Below are 16332 nucleotides of genomic sequence, written 5' to 3' on the forward strand. Positions count from 1 at the left end.
CTCAGTCCCGGCCAGGGCGTTTCCTGTGCCGAAATCTACTTTGTCCAAGGAGACAGAAACATGTCCAATCGCCAATCCGGTGTTGTCAAGTGGTTCAACGATGAGAAGGGCTACGGCTTCATCACCCCTCAGTCGGGTGACGACCTGTTCGTACACTTCAAAGCCATCCAGGCTGACGGCTTCAAAACCCTGAAAGAAGGCCAGGCTGTTACTTTCGTCGCTACCCGCGGCCAGAAAGGCATGCAGGCTGAAGAAGTTCAAATCGCCTAAGTCGATTGCTTCCTCGCTTTCAAAAAAACCCGCCTCTGGCGGGTTTTTTTATGCCTGATCGAATGCCGGCGCTCTCCCTGTAGGAGCGGCCTCGCGCCGCGAAAGGGCCGCGCAGCGGCCCCTGGCTATCAGCAAGAACGCGAAAAACCGGAGCGGGCGTCAATCTTCGCTAATGGTGATGTTCGGCATCGCCGGCGCCGCCGCTTCCTGCAACACGATGCGCGCCCCCACCTGGCGGGCCAGCTCCTGGTAGATCATGGCGATCTGGCTTTCCGGCTCGGCGATGGCCGTCGGCTTGCCGTTGTCGGCCTGCTCGCGGATCAACATCGACAGTGGCAGGGAAGCCAGCAGCTCGACCCCATACTGGGCGGCAAGCTTCTGGCCCCCCCCTTCGCCGAACAGGTGCTCGGCATGGCCGCAGTTCGAGCAGATGTGCACGGCCATGTTCTCGACCACGCCCAGTACCGGGATGTTGACCTTGCGGAACATCTCCACACCCTTTTTCGCATCCAGCAGGGCCAGGTCCTGCGGGGTGGTGACGATCACCGAGCCGGCCACCGGCACCTTTTGCGCCAGGGTCAGCTGGATGTCGCCGGTGCCCGGCGGCATGTCGATCACCAAATAGTCGAGGTCGTCCCAGGCGGTCTGGGTCACCAGTTGCAACAGCGCGCCGGAGACCATCGGGCCACGCCAGACCATCGGTGTGTTGTCATCGGTGAGAAAGGCCATGGACATGACTTCCACCCCATGGGCCTTGATCGGCACGAACCACTTCTGCTCGCGCACCTGCGGCCGGGTGCCCTCGGCGATGCCGAACATCACGCCCTGGCTCGGGCCGTAGATATCGGCATCGAGGATACCCACCCGGGCACCCTCGCGGGCGAGGGCCAGGGCCAGGTTGGCGGCGGTGGTGGACTTGCCGACACCGCCCTTGCCCGACGCCACGGCGATGATGTTCTTGACGTTGGCCATGGCCGGCACCTGGGCCTGGCCCTTGTGGGTACCGACCACGCAGTCGATCGAAACCGTAGCCGCGCTCACGCCGTCGAGGTTTTCGATGGCGGTGCCCAGCACCTGCGCCCAGCCGTTCTTGAACAAACCGGCGGCATAGCCCAGTTGCAAGCGTACGTTGACCTGCCCGCCCTGGATGTCGATGGCGCGCACGCAACCGGCGCTGACCGGGTCCTGGTTCAGGTAGGGGTCGGTGTACTGGCGAAGCACGCCTTCGACGGCGGCATGTGTGACGGCACTCATGGACACTCCCAATGGCAAACGAATATGGAACAGGCGCCTATGCTAACCGTCAATCGTCAGCAGATGCGTCCTTGGGGTGAAATATATTCGCCAGCCCTTTATAGTGGCCGATCTTCTTCATTTTCCATCCCGTTGCCAGATCAAGTAGCCAAGCCACCATGTCCGAGCCACGCCAGATTCTCGTCACCAGCGCCCTGCCCTATGCCAATGGTTCCATCCACCTTGGCCATATGCTCGAGTACATCCAGACGGACATGTGGGTTCGCTTCCAGAAGCTGCGCGGCAACCAGTGCATCTATGTCTGTGCCGACGACGCCCACGGCTCGGCCATCATGCTGCGCGCCGAGAAGGAAGGCATCACCCCGGAACAGCTGATCGCCAACGTCCAGGCCGAACACAGCAGCGACTTCGCCGATTTCCTGGTCGACTTCGACAATTTCCACTCGACCCACTGCGAAGAAAACCGCGAGCTGTCGAGCCTGATCTACACCCGCCTGCGTGAAGCAGGGCACATTGCCACCCGTTCGGTCACCCAGTACTACGACCCCGAGAAGGGGATGTTCCTGGCCGACCGCTTCATCAAGGGCACCTGCCCCAAGTGCGCGGCCGAAGACCAGTACGGCGACAACTGCGAAAAATGCGGTGCCACCTACGCACCCACCGAGCTGAAGAACCCCAAGTCGGCCATTTCCGGTGCCACGCCGGAGCTGCGCGACTCCCAGCACTTCTTCTTCAAGCTGCCTGATTTCCAGGCGATGCTGCAGCAGTGGACCCGCAGCGGTACCCTGCAGGACGCCGTCGCCAACAAGCTGGCCGAGTGGCTGGACTCGGGCCTGCAGGAGTGGGACATCTCCCGCGACGCGCCGTACTTCGGCTTCGAGATCCCGGGCGAGCCGGGCAAGTACTTCTACGTATGGCTGGATGCGCCGATCGGCTACATGGCCAGCTTCAAGAACCTGTGCGCACGCCGTCCGGAACTGGACTTCGACGCGTTCTGGAAAGAAGACTCCAAGGCCGAGCTGTATCACTTCATCGGCAAGGACATCGTCAACTTCCACGCCCTGTTCTGGCCAGCCATGCTCGAAGGCGCGGGCTTCCGCAAGCCGACCGCCATCAACGTGCACGGCTACCTGACGGTCAACGGCGCCAAGATGTCCAAGTCGCGCGGCACCTTCATCAAGGCGCGTACTTACCTGGACCACCTGCAGCCGGAATACCTGCGCTACTACTACGCCTCCAAGCTGGGCCGTGGCGTCGATGACCTGGACCTGAACCTCGACGACTTCGTGCAGAAGGTCAACTCCGACCTGGTCGGCAAGGTGGTCAACATCGCTAGCCGCTGTGCAGGCTTCATCCACAAGGGCAATGCAGGTGTCCTGGTAGGCGGCGATGCCGCTCCCGAGCTGAGCGAAGCGTTCCTGGCCGCCGCACCGTCCATCGCCGATGCCTACGAGAACCGCGACTTCGCCCGTGCCATGCGTGAAATCATGGCCCTGGCCGACCGCGCCAACGCCTGGATCGCCGACAAGGCACCGTGGTCGCTGGCCAAGCAGGAAGGCAAGCAGGACGAGGTCCAGGCCATTTGTGCCCAGGGCATCAACCTGTTCCGCCAGCTGGTGATCTTCCTCAAGCCGGTGCTGCCGGTGCTGGCTGCCGACGCCGAGGCCTTCCTCAATGTCGCACCGCTGACTTGGAGCGACCACCTGTCGCGCCTGGAAAACCACACGCTCAACCCGTTCAAGGCGCTGATGAGCCGTATCGAACCGGCCAGGATCGAAGCCATGGTCGCCGCCAGCAAGGAAGACCTTGCCGCCGCCGAGGCTGCAGCCCCGGCTGGCAATGGCGAACTGGCCAAGGACCCGCTGTCGCCGGAGGTCGAGTTCGATACCTTTGCTGCGGTCGACCTGCGCGTGGCGCTGATCGTCAAGGCCGAGGCGGTCGAGGGCGCCGACAAGCTGCTGCGCCTGACCCTGGACATCGGCGACGAACGCCGCAACGTATTCTCCGGCATCAAGTCAGCCTACCCAGACCCGGCCAAGCTCGAAGGCCGTCTGACCATGATGGTGGCCAACCTCAAGCCACGAAAAATGCGTTTCGGCGTGTCCGAAGGCATGGTCATGGCGGCGGGCCCTGGCGGTGAGGAAATCTACCTGCTGAGCCCCGACAGCGGCGCCAAGCCAGGCCAGCGCATCAAGTAAGCAGCGCTCCTTGCCCCGGCCCTCGGCCGGGGCATTTCCATCCGCCGTCGCGTGCCATACTGTCGGCAGCTCCCAGCCATCGGCCTTCCCATGAGCGACTACGTCCTGGTACTGGTCAGCGCTGCGCTGGTCAATCACCTGATCCTGCAGCGGTCACCGATTTCCCGGGTGCAGCTTCACGTACTCGGCGCTTGCAGCGCCCTGGCGGTCATGTTGGGCCTGATCGTCGGGCAACTGCTGCAGGACCTGATGTTTATCCTGCAAGTACAGGACCTGCAGTTATTCGTGCTGCTGCCCTTGCTGGCACTGCTGGCCTTGGGCCTGCCCAGGCTGCTCGGGCAACTGCGCCCCGCCTGGAGGATGGACAACCTGCCGCCCCTGCTACTGGGCAACACCCTGGTGCTAGGCTTGCTATTGCAGCCGGGCTCGCTCGGCCAATGGCTGCCGTCACTCGGCAGCGGCCTGGCCGGGGGGCTGGGCTTCTGGCTTGCCCTGGCCTTGTTCGACGACCTGCGCCAACGTACGGACCACGACGACATGCCCATTGCCCTACGCGGCCTGCCCATCGCACTGATCGGCGCCGGCGTGATGGCCATGGCATTCTCCGGTTTCAACGGATTATTCACACAATGAGCCTGATTCAACGCATCGACGCCCTGCTTCCACAAACCCAGTGCGGCAAATGCGGCCACGCCGGTTGCCGGCCCTATGCCCAAGGGCTGGCCGCTGGCGAAGCGATCAACAAATGCCCACCGGGCGGCGCAGAAACGATCGCCGCGCTGGCTCGCCTGCTCGAGACCCCGATCATCGACCTCGACCCGAGCAGGGGCAGCGCACCGCCCCAGGTGGCCTATATCCGCGAGGCCGAGTGCATTGGCTGCACCAAATGCATCCAGGCTTGCCCGGTGGATGCCATCGTCGGCGCCGCGAAGCTGATGCATACAGTCATCGCCAGTGAATGCACGGGCTGCGACCTGTGCCTGGCGCCCTGCCCGGTCGACTGCATCGACCTGCTGCCCTTGCCGGACACCCTCATCCCGATCGTTGGCGGGCTGGCCCAGACGCCGCTACAGCAGGCCGCGCGCACCCAACGCCGCGACCACGCGCGCCGTCGCCACGAACAACGCAATGCCCGGCTGCAACGCGATGAAGCACGTCGTCAGGCCGAGCGATTGGCGCGCAACCAGCGCCCGGTCGGCCCTACGGCAGGCAACAGCGATGCCGCGCCAGATCCGATCAAGGCGGCTATCGAACGGGTCAAGGCGCAAAAAGCCGCCAGCAGCGACGCCGCCTTGAAGCAGGCGAAGATCGCTGCCGCCATGAGCCGCGCCCAGTTGAGCAAGGCCCGCAGTGCGTTTGGCAACGCACCGAGCGAAGCCCAGCTCGAGCAACTGCGTCATCTGCAAGAGGCGGCCGAGCAGGCCCAGCGACGCCTTGACGCCCTGCTGGCCGAGCCGGGCCATGCCAGCGCCTGACCCGCGGCTGCGCAATGCCATGGGCTTGGTGCTGCTGGCCTGCGCCCCCGGCTTGCTGACCCTGCTCTGGCTGCATGGCTGGGGTGTGCTGTTCAACCTGTTGCTCTGTGCCAGCACCGCCCTGACCTGTGAAGCCCTGCTGCTGGCCCTGCGCGGCCAATCGCCGTTGCCGATGTTGACTGACGGCAGCGCACTGGTCAGCGCCGTGCTGCTGGCCGCAGCCCTGCCCAGCCTGGCACCGTGGTGGTTGCCGGTCATCGCCACGAGCGTGGCCATCGCCATAGGCAAGCAAGCCTTCGGTGGCGTCGGGCGCAACCTGTTCAACCCGGCAATGGTCGGCTATGCCTTCGTCCTACTGAGTTTCCCCCTGCAGATGAACCAATGGCCAGGCCAGCCGGCTGGCTTGATGGAGAGTGCGCAACATCTGTTCGGCACACCAGCGCACGTCGATGCCTGGGCCATTCCGACGGCGCTGGACGGGCTGCGCCACAACCGCAGCCTGACCCTCGAAGAACTGTTCGCCCAACACCCAGGCTTCGGCGCGATCGGCGGGCGCGGTAGCGAATGGGTGAATCTGGCTTTCCTGCTTGGCGGCCTGTTCCTCTGGCAGCGCAAGGTCATCGCCTGGCATGCCCCAGCAGGCCTGCTGGCGGGCCTGTTCGTGTTCAGCCTGCTGTGTTGGAACGGCTCGGGCTCCGACTCCAACGGCTCGCCGCTGTTGCACCTGTTCTCCGGCTCGACCATGCTGGCGGCGTTCTTCATCGCCACCGAACCGGTATCCGCTCCCCGTAGTGCCTTGGCCCGCCTGGGGTTCGGTTTCGGCGCGGGCTTGCTGATCTACCTGATCCGCACCTGGGGCAGCTATCCCGACGGCACGGCGTTCGCCATCCTCTTGATGAACCTTGCCGTACCCGCGCTGGAACGCCTGGCGGCACGCCGTTCGCAGGCCAGTGCATGAACCGGGCGGCGCGCAATGCCTTGCTGCTGGTGCTGATCGGCCTCTTTTCGCTGGCCAGCACCCTGGCCTGGCGGCACTGGACAGCGCCAACCCGCCTTGAGGCCGAGCGACAGTTGCGCAACCTACACTGGTTACAGGCACTGCCTGCCGGTAGCTTCGACAACCAGCCCTTGCAAGCGCCCCTGACACTGGCCGACACGCACCTGCCCCATAGCCGGCTGCTGGCCGGCTACAGGGCAACCCTGGGCGGCAAGCCGAGCGCTGTGCTGCTGCACAGCCAGGCACAGGGGTACGCGGGGCCGATTGTTCTGGCGATCGCCATCGACCCAACCGGGCGCCTGGTCGGAATCCAGATCTTGGAGCAGCAGGAAAGCCCTGGCCTCGGGGACCAATTGGTCGATCCCCGGGTTCATTGGCTGGACCAGTTCGCAGGCCGCACGCAGGCCGGCGCCTGGGCCATCAAGCGCGACCAAGGCGACTACGACCAATTAGCCGGAGCCACCGTCACTTCCCGTGCGGTGATCGACGCCTTGCAGGATGCCCTGCGCTATTTCGATGCCCACCGCACCACCCTGCTGGAGGCACGTACCGATGAATAGATTCTGGCTGCCTGGGATCAGCGTGATTCCCCTGGCAGGTGCCACCTCGACCTTGGCACAGGCCATTGCCATTGGGTTGTGCGCCGTGGTGCTCATAGGCCTGCACCAGGCGTTGCTGATACCGCTGCGCCATTGGCTCGCTGGCCCCTGGCGCCTGCTGGCCAGCCCGTTGCTGCTCGCAGCGCTTGCCAGCAGCCTGCAGCTGGGTCTAGAGGCCTGGGCTCTACCGCTGGCCCTTGCACTCGGTCACTATCCCGCCCTGCTCTGCATCCAATGCCTGATGGCGGATCAGCTGTGGCCTGACGGGCTTGGCTGGCGTCGGCTGGGCGTTTTCCTGGGCGGCCTGCTGATGCTGTGCGTATTGCTTGGCGCCTGCCGGCAAGGGTTGGCTGCCGGGGTCGGCGTGCATCTGGCAAGCCTGGCGCCGGGTGGATTGATGCTGCTCGGCGGCTTGCTGGCGCTGTACAATCGCCTGCGTCCGGGGCCAGCCCCCTCACGTCGTCAAGGAAGCCTTTGAGCCCATGAATGCCGCCAAACGCCTGGAGATTTTTCGCAGGCTGCACGAAGACAACCCCGACCCGAAGACCGAACTGGCCTACACCACTCCTTTCGAATTGCTCATCGCCGTCATCCTGTCGGCCCAGGCGACGGATGTGGGGGTGAACAAGGCCACTGCAAGGCTGTACCCCGTGGCCAACACGCCGCAGGCCATCCATGCCCTGGGCGTCGATGGGCTGAGCGAATACATCAGGACCATAGGCCTCTACAACAGCAAGGCCAAGAACGTCATCGAGACCTGCCGCCTGCTGATCGAGCGCCACGGCGGCGAAGTGCCCCAGACCCGCGAAGCCCTCGAGGCACTGCCTGGTGTTGGCCGCAAGACCGCGAACGTCGTGCTCAACACCGCGTTCCGCCAACCGGCCATGGCCGTCGACACCCATATCTTCCGCGTCAGCAACCGGACCGGCATCGCGCCTGGCAAGACGGTGTTGGAGGTGGAAAAGAAGCTGCTCAAGTTCGTACCCAAGGATTACCTGCTCGACGCCCACCATTGGTTGATCCTGCATGGGCGTTATGTATGCCAGGCGCGCAAACCCCGTTGTGGCGCCTGCCGTATCGAGGACCTGTGCGAGTACAAACAGAAGACCTCTGACGATTGAGACGATAGAGGGAAATGGTTGTATACGATTGAAAAAATCTTTTTTACCGGAATCAGGTTTCTCGCTATAAGGACGGCCAATGGCCCCTTGGCTTGGAGTAACTCATGAGCACCGATAAAGACGAGCTGTCGATCGACGATGAATTTGCCACCTCGGAAGACGATATCGAGCCCCAGGTGGAAACAGCGAAGACCAACCTGAGCAAACGCCGTACCATCGATAATCTCCTCGAGGAACGGCGTCTGCAGAAACAACTCGCCGACTTCGACTACGACCTGTAGCCCGCCTGGTCTGAAAGCCTCCCTTGCGGAGGCTTTCCTGTTTCAGGGGCGCGATAAGCCGTGGCGCTGGGCAAGCTCGATGAGATCGACCAGTGAACGGGCATTGAGCTTGAGCAGCAGGCGTGTCTTGTAAGTACTGACCGTCTTGTTGCTGAGGAACATGCTGGTGGCGATTTCCTTGTTGCTCTTGCCACTGGCCAGCTCCTTCAACACCATGACCTCCCTGCCGGAAAGGCGCTGGACCATCTCCTCCTCGGTGCCCCCCTTGGCACAACCACGCGCCTTGTGCAGGGCCTGGTTGGGAAAATAACTGTACCCGGACAGCACCGCCTTGATCGCGCTGAGCAGCTCGGTCAGGTCCTGCTGCTTGCACACATAACCCGCCGCGCCCGCCTGCATGCAACGCATGGAGAAATGCCCTGCTGCCTGCGAAGTCAGGACCAGCACCTTGCTGGCCGGGCTGAGGCCCGATAATCGGCCGATGACTTCCAGTCCATCAAGTTTTGGAATGCCTATATCCAACACCACAATGTCGGGTTGATATTCACGGATCAACTGCAAGGCATCCACACCGTTGTCGGTTTCCGCCACGACCTCATACCCATGCCGCTCCATCAGCATGCGTACAGCCAGACGAATAACCGGATGATCATCCACGATAAGCACTTTATTCATGCGATATCCATTGATTCATTATTCTTGCTCCGAGCCACCACGATAACCGAGCACGCTCCTCCATGGCGCGACGGATTGCGGCATATGACCACCTAAAGACGAGACCTACATCAATTTCGGACCTTTCCTACGAGTCGACCCTTTATAAAATTTTGCATTCCGTACATGTAATGCAAAAAATTAATAAGAATAAATAATTATTTCTTAGACGCAGACACGCGAAGACCCAGAATGATTAATTCCGTTTCCGAATAGCCCGAAAAAGTGGCAATGGTTATTTCATGGCGTCCAAGGGAAATATCTCTATCTTCAGCCGGCCACGAAAACAGGCGAGAGATATGCAACTATTTGCGGGCGAAACACCATGCAGCAGACAGAATCCATCAGTCCCTTGGCGATCATCGCCATATTCGCAGGCATCATCGAAGCCTCCGCCCTGGCTTCCCTGCCTTTTCTCAGTGAGAACAGTCAGAAGACCTACACCTGGTTCCTGGTGGGCTTTCCATTCTTCCTGACCATGCTGTTTTTCCTGACCCTGAATTTCAACTACCACTCCCTGTACCAGCCCACCAGAACCGCCGGCCGGAACAAAACCGACGCCCAAACGCCCACCACCCCGCCCGCGGAAAAGTCGAGCGCGCCGACCATGATCATCACGCTTTCAGGGCCCGACACGCGCAAAATGATCGAGCAGCATGTATTGCGTACCCTCTCTCGCCCTCCCCCCCACGCTCGCCGCTGGGTACTCGACAACCTCGATACCGGTATTCGCATCAAGCTATCGGTCGAGGCGCTGAGCGCACCCGACGAGACGATCGACCAGTAAGAAAGAAAAAACCCGGCCCAAGGTCTAATGTCGGTCAGTTAAGCAATTGGGGCCGCTACGCGCCCCATCGCGGCACAAGGCCGCTCCTACAGGCAACCCGCCATTGGCAAGGTCACGTTATCCTGTAGGAGCGGCCTTGTGCCGCGATGGGCTGCGTAGCAGCCCCAAGTGCAGCCGATAAGGCTTAACTGACCGGCATTAGCCACAAGGCCGGGTTTTTCAGGGTGCCCTCGCCAGGGTCAGAGCAGCGAGCGGCCCTTGTTGGCGGCAATACGCATGCGCAGGGCATTGAGCTTGATGAAGCCCGCGGCATCGGCCTGGTTGTAGGCGCCGCCGTCTTCCTCGAAGGTCGCGATGTTGGCATCGAACAGCGAGTCGTCCGACTTGCGACCGACAACAGTGACGTTGCCCTTGTACAGTTTCAGGCGGACCACGCCGTTCACGTTGACCTGCGAGGCGTCGATCATCTGCTGCAGCATCAGACGCTCCGGGCTCCACCAGTAGCCGGTGTAGATCAGGCTGGCGTACTTGGGCATCAGCTCATCTTTCAGGTGAGCGACTTCACGGTCCAGGGTGATCGACTCGATGGCACGGTGGGCCTTGAGCATGATGGTGCCGCCTGGAGTCTCATAGCAGCCACGGGACTTCATGCCGACGTAACGGTTCTCGACGATGTCGAGGCGACCGATACCGTTGGCGCCACCGATGCGGTTCAGGTCGGCCAAAACGGTAGCCGGGGTCTTCTCGACGCCGTCGATGGCGACGATATCACCCTTGCGGTAGGTGAGCTCGATGTAGGTAGCCTGGTCCGGGGCGTTCTCCGGGGAGACGCTCCAGCGCCACATGTCTTCCTCGTGCTCGGTCCAGGTATCTTCCAGGACGCCGCCTTCATAGGAAATGTGCAGCAGGTTGGCGTCCATCGAGTACGGCGACTTCTTCTTGCCGTGACGCTCGATCGGGATGCCGTGCTTCTCGGCGTAATCCATCAGCTTCTCGCGGGACAGCAGGTCCCACTCACGCCATGGGGCGATGACCTTGACGCCTGGTTTCAGGGCGTAGGCACCCAGTTCGAAACGTACCTGGTCGTTGCCCTTGCCGGTCGCGCCGTGGGAAATGGCATCGGCACCGGTTTCGTTGGCGATTTCGATCAGACGCTTGGCAATCAGCGGACGGGCGATGGAAGTACCCAGCAGGTACTCACCTTCGTAGACGGTGTTGGCGCGGAACATCGGGAACACGAAATCGCGCACGAATTCTTCGCGCAGGTCGTCGATGTAGATCTCTTTGACGCCCATTGCCTGTGCCTTGGCGCGGGCCGGCTCGACCTCTTCGCCCTGACCCAGGTCAGCGGTGAAGGTCACCACTTCGCAGTTGTAGGTATCCTGCAGCCACTTGAGAATCACCGAAGTATCAAGGCCGCCGGAATACGCCAGTACGACCTTTTTTACGTCCGCCATGCCATCACTCCACGGGGTTGTACGGAAAGCGGTTGATTCTACCGGCCCCACTGAAATATTTACAATGGGGCGACAGCTTGTGATGACAAAGCGACAGGAACGGTCAACAGCGCGACTATCGCCTCAGTCAGGATTTTTTTCCTGCGGGGGCCTGCGTCGGCGCTGGGTCAGGCACCGCTGGGGCTGCGGCAGCGGGAGCCGGGGCGGGCTCTGCCTTGGGCTTTTCCACCGGCTTCTCGACCGGGGCGACACGCTCGAGCTGGATGTTCACCCGGCGGTTGCGCGCCCGGTTGGCGGCACTGTTGTTCCGGGCCAGGGGGTAACGTTCGCCATGGAAGCGCACGGTGATCTGATCCTCCGGCACGCCATGGGCCTTGAGGTAGTCGGCGACCGCCAGGGCCCGGCGGCGCGAGGTGTCGCGGTTGGTCAGGCGGCTGCCGCTGTTGTCGGCGTGACCATCGAGCTCGATGTGGTTCACCGACGGGTCGGCCTTGAGGTAGTCGAGAATCACGTCCAGGCGCGCCCGAGCCGCGCTATCCAGCTCGATACCGCGCGGGAAACCGACCTGGGTCTGGCGGACCTGGTCGAAGTTCATCGGCAGCAGCTTGCCGGCACATGCCTGGTAGTCACCATAGGCCTTGGCGAAGCTGACCGGCAATACTCGCACCTCCATGGGCCTGCCGCCTTCGCCGGCATAGTTGCGCACCACCGTGCTGCGCCCGTCGAGCAGGCCGTTGATCAGCCGGCTGGCCTGCCCCTGGGACGACGTGAACAACACCCCGCTGCGCCCCATGCGCACGGCCCCGAGATTGATGTCGCCTCGACCAGGTTGCCAAGGCGCTGCCGCGGCCAGCAACGTCGCGCTGCCCGCTCCTAGCGCGTTGCTGTCCGAACGCAACCGGAAAACCGCCTGCTCGCCGGCACGGCGGACGAACTCGCCGCTGCCGAAACCGTCGATCGCCTGGGACAGCCGGCATTCGAACGGGTCGCCCTCGACGCTCCAGGCGACATTCTCCACGCGCGTCTGGAAGGTCAACGCCCCGGCCGGCAGGCTGGCAAACAGGGTAAGAAGGGCTAGGTAACGCTGGCGCACGGGTGGCTCCACAGATTCTGACGGCTTACCTGCAGGCTATCGGACGCCAGCGGGAAAACTTGATAGCCGTGCTCCTACCGGGGTTTTCCGGTAGCATTGGCCCTTGAGTTCGACCCGCCTGGAATCCCCAATGTCCGATCGCCTGACCCTTCTGCGTCCCGACGACTGGCACATCCATCTGCGCGATGGTGCCGTCCTGCCCCATACCGTTGGCGACGTGGCGCGTACCTTCGCCCGCGCCATCATCATGCCCAACCTGGTCCCGCCGGTACGCAACGCCGTCGAGGCAGGTGCCTATCGCGAGCGTATTCTGGCCGCACGTCCGGCGGGCAGCCGCTTCGAGCCGCTGATGGTGCTGTACCTCACCGACCGCACCAGCGCCGAGGATATTCGCGCGGCCAAGGCCAGCGGTTTCGTGTATGCCGCCAAGATGTACCCGGCCGGCGCCACCACCAACTCCGACTCGGGCGTGACCAGCATCGACAACATCACGCCAGCCCTCGAAGCCTTGGCCGAAACCGGCATGCCGCTGCTGGTGCATGGCGAGGTGACCCGTGCCGAGGTCGATGTGTTCGACCGCGAGAAACGCTTCATCGACGAGCACCTGGCCCGCGTGGTCGAGCGCTTCCCCACGCTGAAAGTGGTGTTCGAACACATCACCACCGCCGATGCCGCGCAGTTCGTCCTGCAGGCCCCGGCCAACGTCGGCGCAACCATCACCGCCCAGCACCTGCTGTACAACCGCAACCACATGCTGGTCGGCGGTATCCGCCCACACTTCTATTGCCTGCCGATCCTCAAGCGCAACACCCACCAGGTGGCGCTGCTGGACGCAGCCACCAGCGGCAACAGCAAGTTCTTCCTCGGCACCGATTCGGCGCCCCATGCCCGTCACGCCAAGGAAGCCGCCTGCGGCTGCGCCGGCTGCTATACCGCCTATGCGGCCATCGAGCTGTATGCCGAGGCCTTCGAACAGCGCAATGCGCTGGACAAGCTCGAAGGTTTCGCCAGCCTGCACGGCCCGGCGTTCTATGGCTTGCCAGCGAACACCGACACCATCACCCTGGTCCGTGACGAGTGGACCGCTCCTGACAGCCTGCCATTTGGTGACAACACCGTGGTTCCGCTGCGCGCCGGTGAAAAACTGCGCTGGCGTCTGCTGGAGGAGAAGGCGTGAGCGAAGCGTTCTACGAAGACGACCAGGAAGGTCAAGGCAGCGGCGTTCGCCATCCGATGGCCGAGCGTTTCCGCGGTTACCTGCCCGTGGTGGTGGATGTGGAGACCGGTGGTTTCAACAGCGCGACCGACGCGCTGCTCGAAATCGCCGCCGTTACCATCGGCATGGACGAAAAAGGCTTCCTGTTCCCGGAGCACACCTACTTCTACCGAGTGGAGCCCTTCGAAGGGGCCAACATCGAACCGGCGGCCCTGGAATTCACCGGTATCAAGTTGGATCACCCGCTGCGCATGGCAGTGAGCGAGGAAACCGCGCTCACCGACATCTTCCGCGGGGTGCGCAAGGCATTGAAGGCCAATGGTTGCAAGCGAGCCATCCTGGTCGGCCACAACAGCAGCTTCGACTTGGGTTTCCTCAATGCTGCCGTGGCGCGCAACGACCTCAAGCGCAACCCGTTCCACCCCTTCTCCAGCTTCGACACGGCCACCCTGGCTGGCCTGGCCTACGGCCAGACCGTCCTGGCCCGAGCCTGCCAAAGTGCCGACATCGACTTCGACGGGCGTGAAGCCCACTCGGCACGCTACGACACCGAGAAGACCGCCGAGCTGTTCTGCGGCATCGTCAACCGCTGGAAGGAAATGGGCGGCTGGCGCGATTTCAACGACTGATCCAGGCGTTGTAAACGGCGAAACATAAAAAAACCGGCCATGAAGGCCGGTTTTTTTATTCGCGTGGCAATTACAGTTTGCCAGCGTTCTCGCTCAGGTAGGCAGCAACACCTTCCGGCGAAGCGGTCATGCCCTTGTCGCCTTTTTTCCAGTTGGCAGGGCAGACTTCGCCGTGCTCTTCGTGGAATTGCAGGGCATCGACCAGGCGCAGCAGTTCTTCCATGTTGCGGCCCAGCGGCAGGTCGTTGACGATCTGCGAACGGACAACGCCGTTCTTGTCGATCAGGAAGGCGCCACGGAAGGCGACGCCACCTTCGGACTCAACGTCGTAGGCCTTGCAGATCTCGTGGGAGATGTCTGCAGCCAGGGTGTACTTGACCGGGCCGATACCGCCGTTGTTGACGGGGGTGTTACGCCAGGCGTTGTGGGTGAAGTGCGAGTCGATCGACACGCCGATCACTTCCACGCCGCGCGCCTGGAAGTCAGGGATGCGGTGGTCCAGGGCGATCAGCTCGGACGGGCAGACGAAGGTGAAGTCCAGTGGGTAGAAGAACACCAGGCCGTATTTGCCCTTGATGGCCGAAGCCAGGTTGAAGCTGTCGACGATCTCGCCGTTGGCCAGTACGGCTGGAACGGTGAAGTCAGGGGCTTGTTTACCAACGAGTACGCTCATTCGTTATCTCCTTGATGGTGGTGAAATCAGATACCCGGGAGGGTCGACCTGCCCCGGCATCCAGCAAAGGTTGCCCATCATACACGGCTTCGGGTGACAGGCCGAATCCAACCGCCGGTCGCACCGACACAAGGCCGGCGGAAAGTTCTTTGACACGCATTCTCATTACCATTAAGCTCCACCCCATCGAGCCTCAACCATGATGGACTGACCTTATGTATGTGTGTCTTTGTGTCGGCGTCACCGACGGACAGATCCGCGATGCGATCTATGAAGGATGCTGCAGCTACAAGGAAGTCCGGGCCGCCACCAACGTGGGCAGCCAATGTGGCAAATGTGCATGCCTGGCCAAGCAGGTGGTGCGCGAGACCCTGACCGAACTTCAGGTCAGCCAGCAGGCAGCCCTGCCCTACCCCGTTGAATTCAACGCGGCGTAAATCACCGAAATTCGAAGAACCGGACCTAGTGTCCGGTTTTTTTATGCCTTCAATTCAATAAGTTAGCGTTCGAACGCGGTTCACAAACATTCTTATTCCTATTAATTTTCACTTACTATTCAATAACTTAGGTTTGACAGCGCTCCAGGTCGGGCTCAGACTTCCTGTATTGGCACACTTCAACAGGGCAGGAACCCGACATGAAAGGCGACGTAAGCGTCATCCAGCATCTCAACAAGATCCTCGGAAACGAGCTGGTCGCGATCAACCAGTACTTCCTGCACGCGCGGATGTACGAGGACTGGGGCCTGAACAAACTCGGCAAGCACGAGTACAAGGAATCCATCGACGAGATGAAGCACGCTGACAAATTGATCAAGCGTATTCTTTTCCTCGAAGGCATCCCCAACGTGCAGGACCTGGGCAAGTTGCTGATCGGCGAACACACCAAGGAAATGCTCGAGTGCGACCTGAAGATCGAACAGAAAGGCCTGGTCGACCTCAAGGCGGCCATCGCCCATTGCGAAACCGTCGGTGACTTCGGTTCGCGCGAACTGCTCGAAGACATCCTCGAGTCCGAGGAAGAACACATCGACTGGCTGGAGACCCAGCTGGGCCTGATCGACAAGGTGGGAATGGAGAACTACCTGCAGTCGCAGATGGGCGAGGAATAAACCTGGATTCGGGCGCGCAGCGTGCTCTGTTCCATATGGAAAAGCCCCGCCTAGGCGGGGCTTTTCTTACCTGCAACGAAAGCGATCAGGCTTCGGAGGCCTTGGCCTTGGCGGCGGCTTCCTTGATCAGGGTCTGCAGCTCACCCTTCTCGAACATCTCCAGCATGATGTCGCTGCCGCCGACCAGTTCGCCGCCAACCCACAGCTGTGGGAAAGTCGGCCAATTGGCGTACTTGGGCAGGTTGGCGCGGATTTCCGGGTTCTGCAGGATGTCGACGTAGGCGAACTTCTCGCCACAACCCATAACGGCCTGCGCGGCACGCGCCGAGAACCCGCACTGCGGGGCATTCGGCGAGCCTTTCATGTAAAGCAGAATGGTGTTGTTGGCGATCTGCTCTTTGATTGTTTCGATGATATCCATGAAGCACCTCGGCTGAACTTTCCGACGCGATCGTCG

General features: G+C 62.0%; 19 protein-coding genes and 1 pseudogene. 14 read left to right on the forward strand and 6 right to left on the reverse strand.

The annotated features are described in order from the left end of the window. Window positions 1–60 precede the first annotated feature (60 nt). Window positions 61–270 (forward strand): cold-shock protein, encoded by a 210-nt coding sequence (locus tag IRZ56_RS06660; RefSeq protein WP_003254922.1) that lies wholly within the window; start codon window positions 61–63, stop codon window positions 268–270. A 159-nt stretch (window positions 271–429) separates the two neighbouring features. On the opposite strand, the gene apbC is transcribed toward IRZ56_RS06660, so the two are convergent. Continuing rightward, the gene (gene apbC / locus IRZ56_RS06665) at window positions 430–1524 is read right to left on the reverse strand and encodes an iron-sulfur cluster carrier protein ApbC (protein ID WP_084856048.1); all 1095 of its coding nucleotides are present in this window, start codon (window positions 1522–1524) and stop codon (window positions 430–432) included. A 158-nt stretch (window positions 1525–1682) separates the two neighbouring features. Between apbC and metG the strand changes: the two genes are divergently transcribed. From metG to IRZ56_RS06705, 8 genes and pseudogenes are all read left to right on the forward strand, one after another. Continuing rightward, window positions 1683–3722: a methionine--tRNA ligase gene (metG, locus tag IRZ56_RS06670; RefSeq protein WP_196144222.1), complete on the forward strand. Its 2040-nt coding sequence runs from the start codon at window positions 1683–1685 to the stop codon at window positions 3720–3722. Window positions 3723–3812: 90 nt separating this feature from the next. Beyond that, entirely contained in the window at window positions 3813–4355 is a 543-nt protein-coding gene (locus tag IRZ56_RS06675) for an Rnf-Nqr domain containing protein (protein ID WP_196144223.1), read from the forward strand. Further along, a pseudogene (locus IRZ56_RS06680) lies at window positions 4352–5179 on the forward strand (RnfABCDGE type electron transport complex subunit B); the annotation flags it as partial. The gene IRZ56_RS06675 and the pseudogene IRZ56_RS06680, both read left to right, overlap by 4 nt. A 4-nt stretch (window positions 5180–5183) precedes the next feature. After that, window positions 5184–6155, forward strand: coding sequence for an RnfABCDGE type electron transport complex subunit D (locus tag IRZ56_RS06685; RefSeq protein ID WP_196144225.1), 972 nt, complete (start codon window positions 5184–5186; stop codon window positions 6153–6155). Next, window positions 6152–6754 carry an RnfABCDGE type electron transport complex subunit G gene (locus IRZ56_RS06690; RefSeq protein ID WP_196144226.1) on the forward strand — a complete coding sequence of 201 codons (603 nt, stop codon included), beginning with the start codon at window positions 6152–6154 and terminating at the stop codon, window positions 6752–6754. Before IRZ56_RS06685 ends, IRZ56_RS06690 begins: the two co-directional genes overlap by 4 nt. Continuing rightward, window positions 6747–7271 (forward strand): Rnf-Nqr domain containing protein, encoded by a 525-nt coding sequence (locus IRZ56_RS06695; RefSeq protein ID WP_196144227.1) that lies wholly within the window; start codon window positions 6747–6749, stop codon window positions 7269–7271. The genes IRZ56_RS06690 and IRZ56_RS06695 overlap by 8 nt, the downstream gene beginning before the upstream one ends. Before the next feature lie 4 nt (window positions 7272–7275). Further along, on the forward strand, window positions 7276–7914 hold the full coding sequence (nth, locus tag IRZ56_RS06700) for an endonuclease III (RefSeq protein WP_196144228.1): 639 nt from the start codon (window positions 7276–7278) through the stop codon (window positions 7912–7914). Between the two features lie 104 nt (window positions 7915–8018). Next, the gene (locus tag IRZ56_RS06705; RefSeq protein WP_196144229.1) at window positions 8019–8195 is read left to right on the forward strand and encodes a PA3496 family putative envelope integrity protein; all 177 of its coding nucleotides are present in this window, start codon (window positions 8019–8021) and stop codon (window positions 8193–8195) included. A gap of 42 nt (window positions 8196–8237) precedes the next feature. Here the strand turns inward: IRZ56_RS06705 and IRZ56_RS06710 are convergent, their stop codons facing one another. After that, window positions 8238–8870 (reverse strand): response regulator transcription factor, encoded by a 633-nt coding sequence (locus tag IRZ56_RS06710; RefSeq protein WP_196144230.1) that lies wholly within the window; start codon window positions 8868–8870, stop codon window positions 8238–8240. Window positions 8871–9234: 364 nt separating this feature from the next. On the opposite strand from IRZ56_RS06710, the gene IRZ56_RS06715 reads away from it, so the two are divergent. Further along, entirely contained in the window at window positions 9235–9696 is a 462-nt protein-coding gene (locus IRZ56_RS06715) for a hypothetical protein (protein WP_196144231.1), read from the forward strand. 239 nt (window positions 9697–9935) lie between these two features. On the opposite strand, the gene IRZ56_RS06720 is transcribed toward IRZ56_RS06715, so the two are convergent. Further along, window positions 9936–11153 (reverse strand): argininosuccinate synthase, encoded by a 1218-nt coding sequence (locus IRZ56_RS06720; RefSeq protein WP_196144232.1) that lies wholly within the window; start codon window positions 11151–11153, stop codon window positions 9936–9938. A 127-nt stretch (window positions 11154–11280) separates the two neighbouring features. Beyond that, complete coding sequence (locus IRZ56_RS06725; protein WP_196144233.1) at window positions 11281–12246, reverse strand: flagellar protein MotY; 966 nt, start codon at window positions 12244–12246, stop codon at window positions 11281–11283. A 130-nt stretch (window positions 12247–12376) separates the two neighbouring features. Between IRZ56_RS06725 and pyrC the strand changes: the two genes are divergently transcribed. Then, complete coding sequence (gene pyrC / locus IRZ56_RS06730; protein ID WP_196144234.1) at window positions 12377–13423, forward strand: dihydroorotase; 1047 nt, start codon at window positions 12377–12379, stop codon at window positions 13421–13423. A 56-nt stretch (window positions 13424–13479) separates the two neighbouring features. Further along, window positions 13480–14091 carry a ribonuclease T gene (rnt, locus tag IRZ56_RS06735; protein WP_230381177.1) on the forward strand — a complete coding sequence of 204 codons (612 nt, stop codon included), beginning with the start codon at window positions 13480–13482 and terminating at the stop codon, window positions 14089–14091. A gap of 70 nt (window positions 14092–14161) precedes the next feature. Here rnt and IRZ56_RS06740 read toward each other — a convergent pair whose 3' ends face one another. After that, the gene (locus IRZ56_RS06740; protein WP_196144236.1) at window positions 14162–14764 is read right to left on the reverse strand and encodes a peroxiredoxin; all 603 of its coding nucleotides are present in this window, start codon (window positions 14762–14764) and stop codon (window positions 14162–14164) included. A gap of 215 nt (window positions 14765–14979) precedes the next feature. On the opposite strand from IRZ56_RS06740, the gene IRZ56_RS06745 reads away from it, so the two are divergent. Together IRZ56_RS06745 and bfr are read left to right on the forward strand one after the other, a co-directional pair. After that, window positions 14980–15201 carry a bacterioferritin-associated ferredoxin gene (locus IRZ56_RS06745; protein ID WP_196144237.1) on the forward strand — a complete coding sequence of 74 codons (222 nt, stop codon included), beginning with the start codon at window positions 14980–14982 and terminating at the stop codon, window positions 15199–15201. Window positions 15202–15401: 200 nt separating this feature from the next. After that, window positions 15402–15875 (forward strand): bacterioferritin, encoded by a 474-nt coding sequence (gene bfr, locus IRZ56_RS06750; protein ID WP_196144238.1) that lies wholly within the window; start codon window positions 15402–15404, stop codon window positions 15873–15875. 85 nt (window positions 15876–15960) lie between these two features. On the opposite strand, the gene grxD is transcribed toward bfr, so the two are convergent. After that, the gene (grxD, locus tag IRZ56_RS06755; RefSeq protein WP_043206518.1) at window positions 15961–16296 is read right to left on the reverse strand and encodes a Grx4 family monothiol glutaredoxin; all 336 of its coding nucleotides are present in this window, start codon (window positions 16294–16296) and stop codon (window positions 15961–15963) included. Window positions 16297–16332 lie beyond the last annotated feature (36 nt).

The organism is Pseudomonas guariconensis (genome assembly GCF_015680235.1).
Classification (GTDB): domain Bacteria; phylum Pseudomonadota; class Gammaproteobacteria; order Pseudomonadales; family Pseudomonadaceae; genus Aquipseudomonas; species Aquipseudomonas guariconensis_A.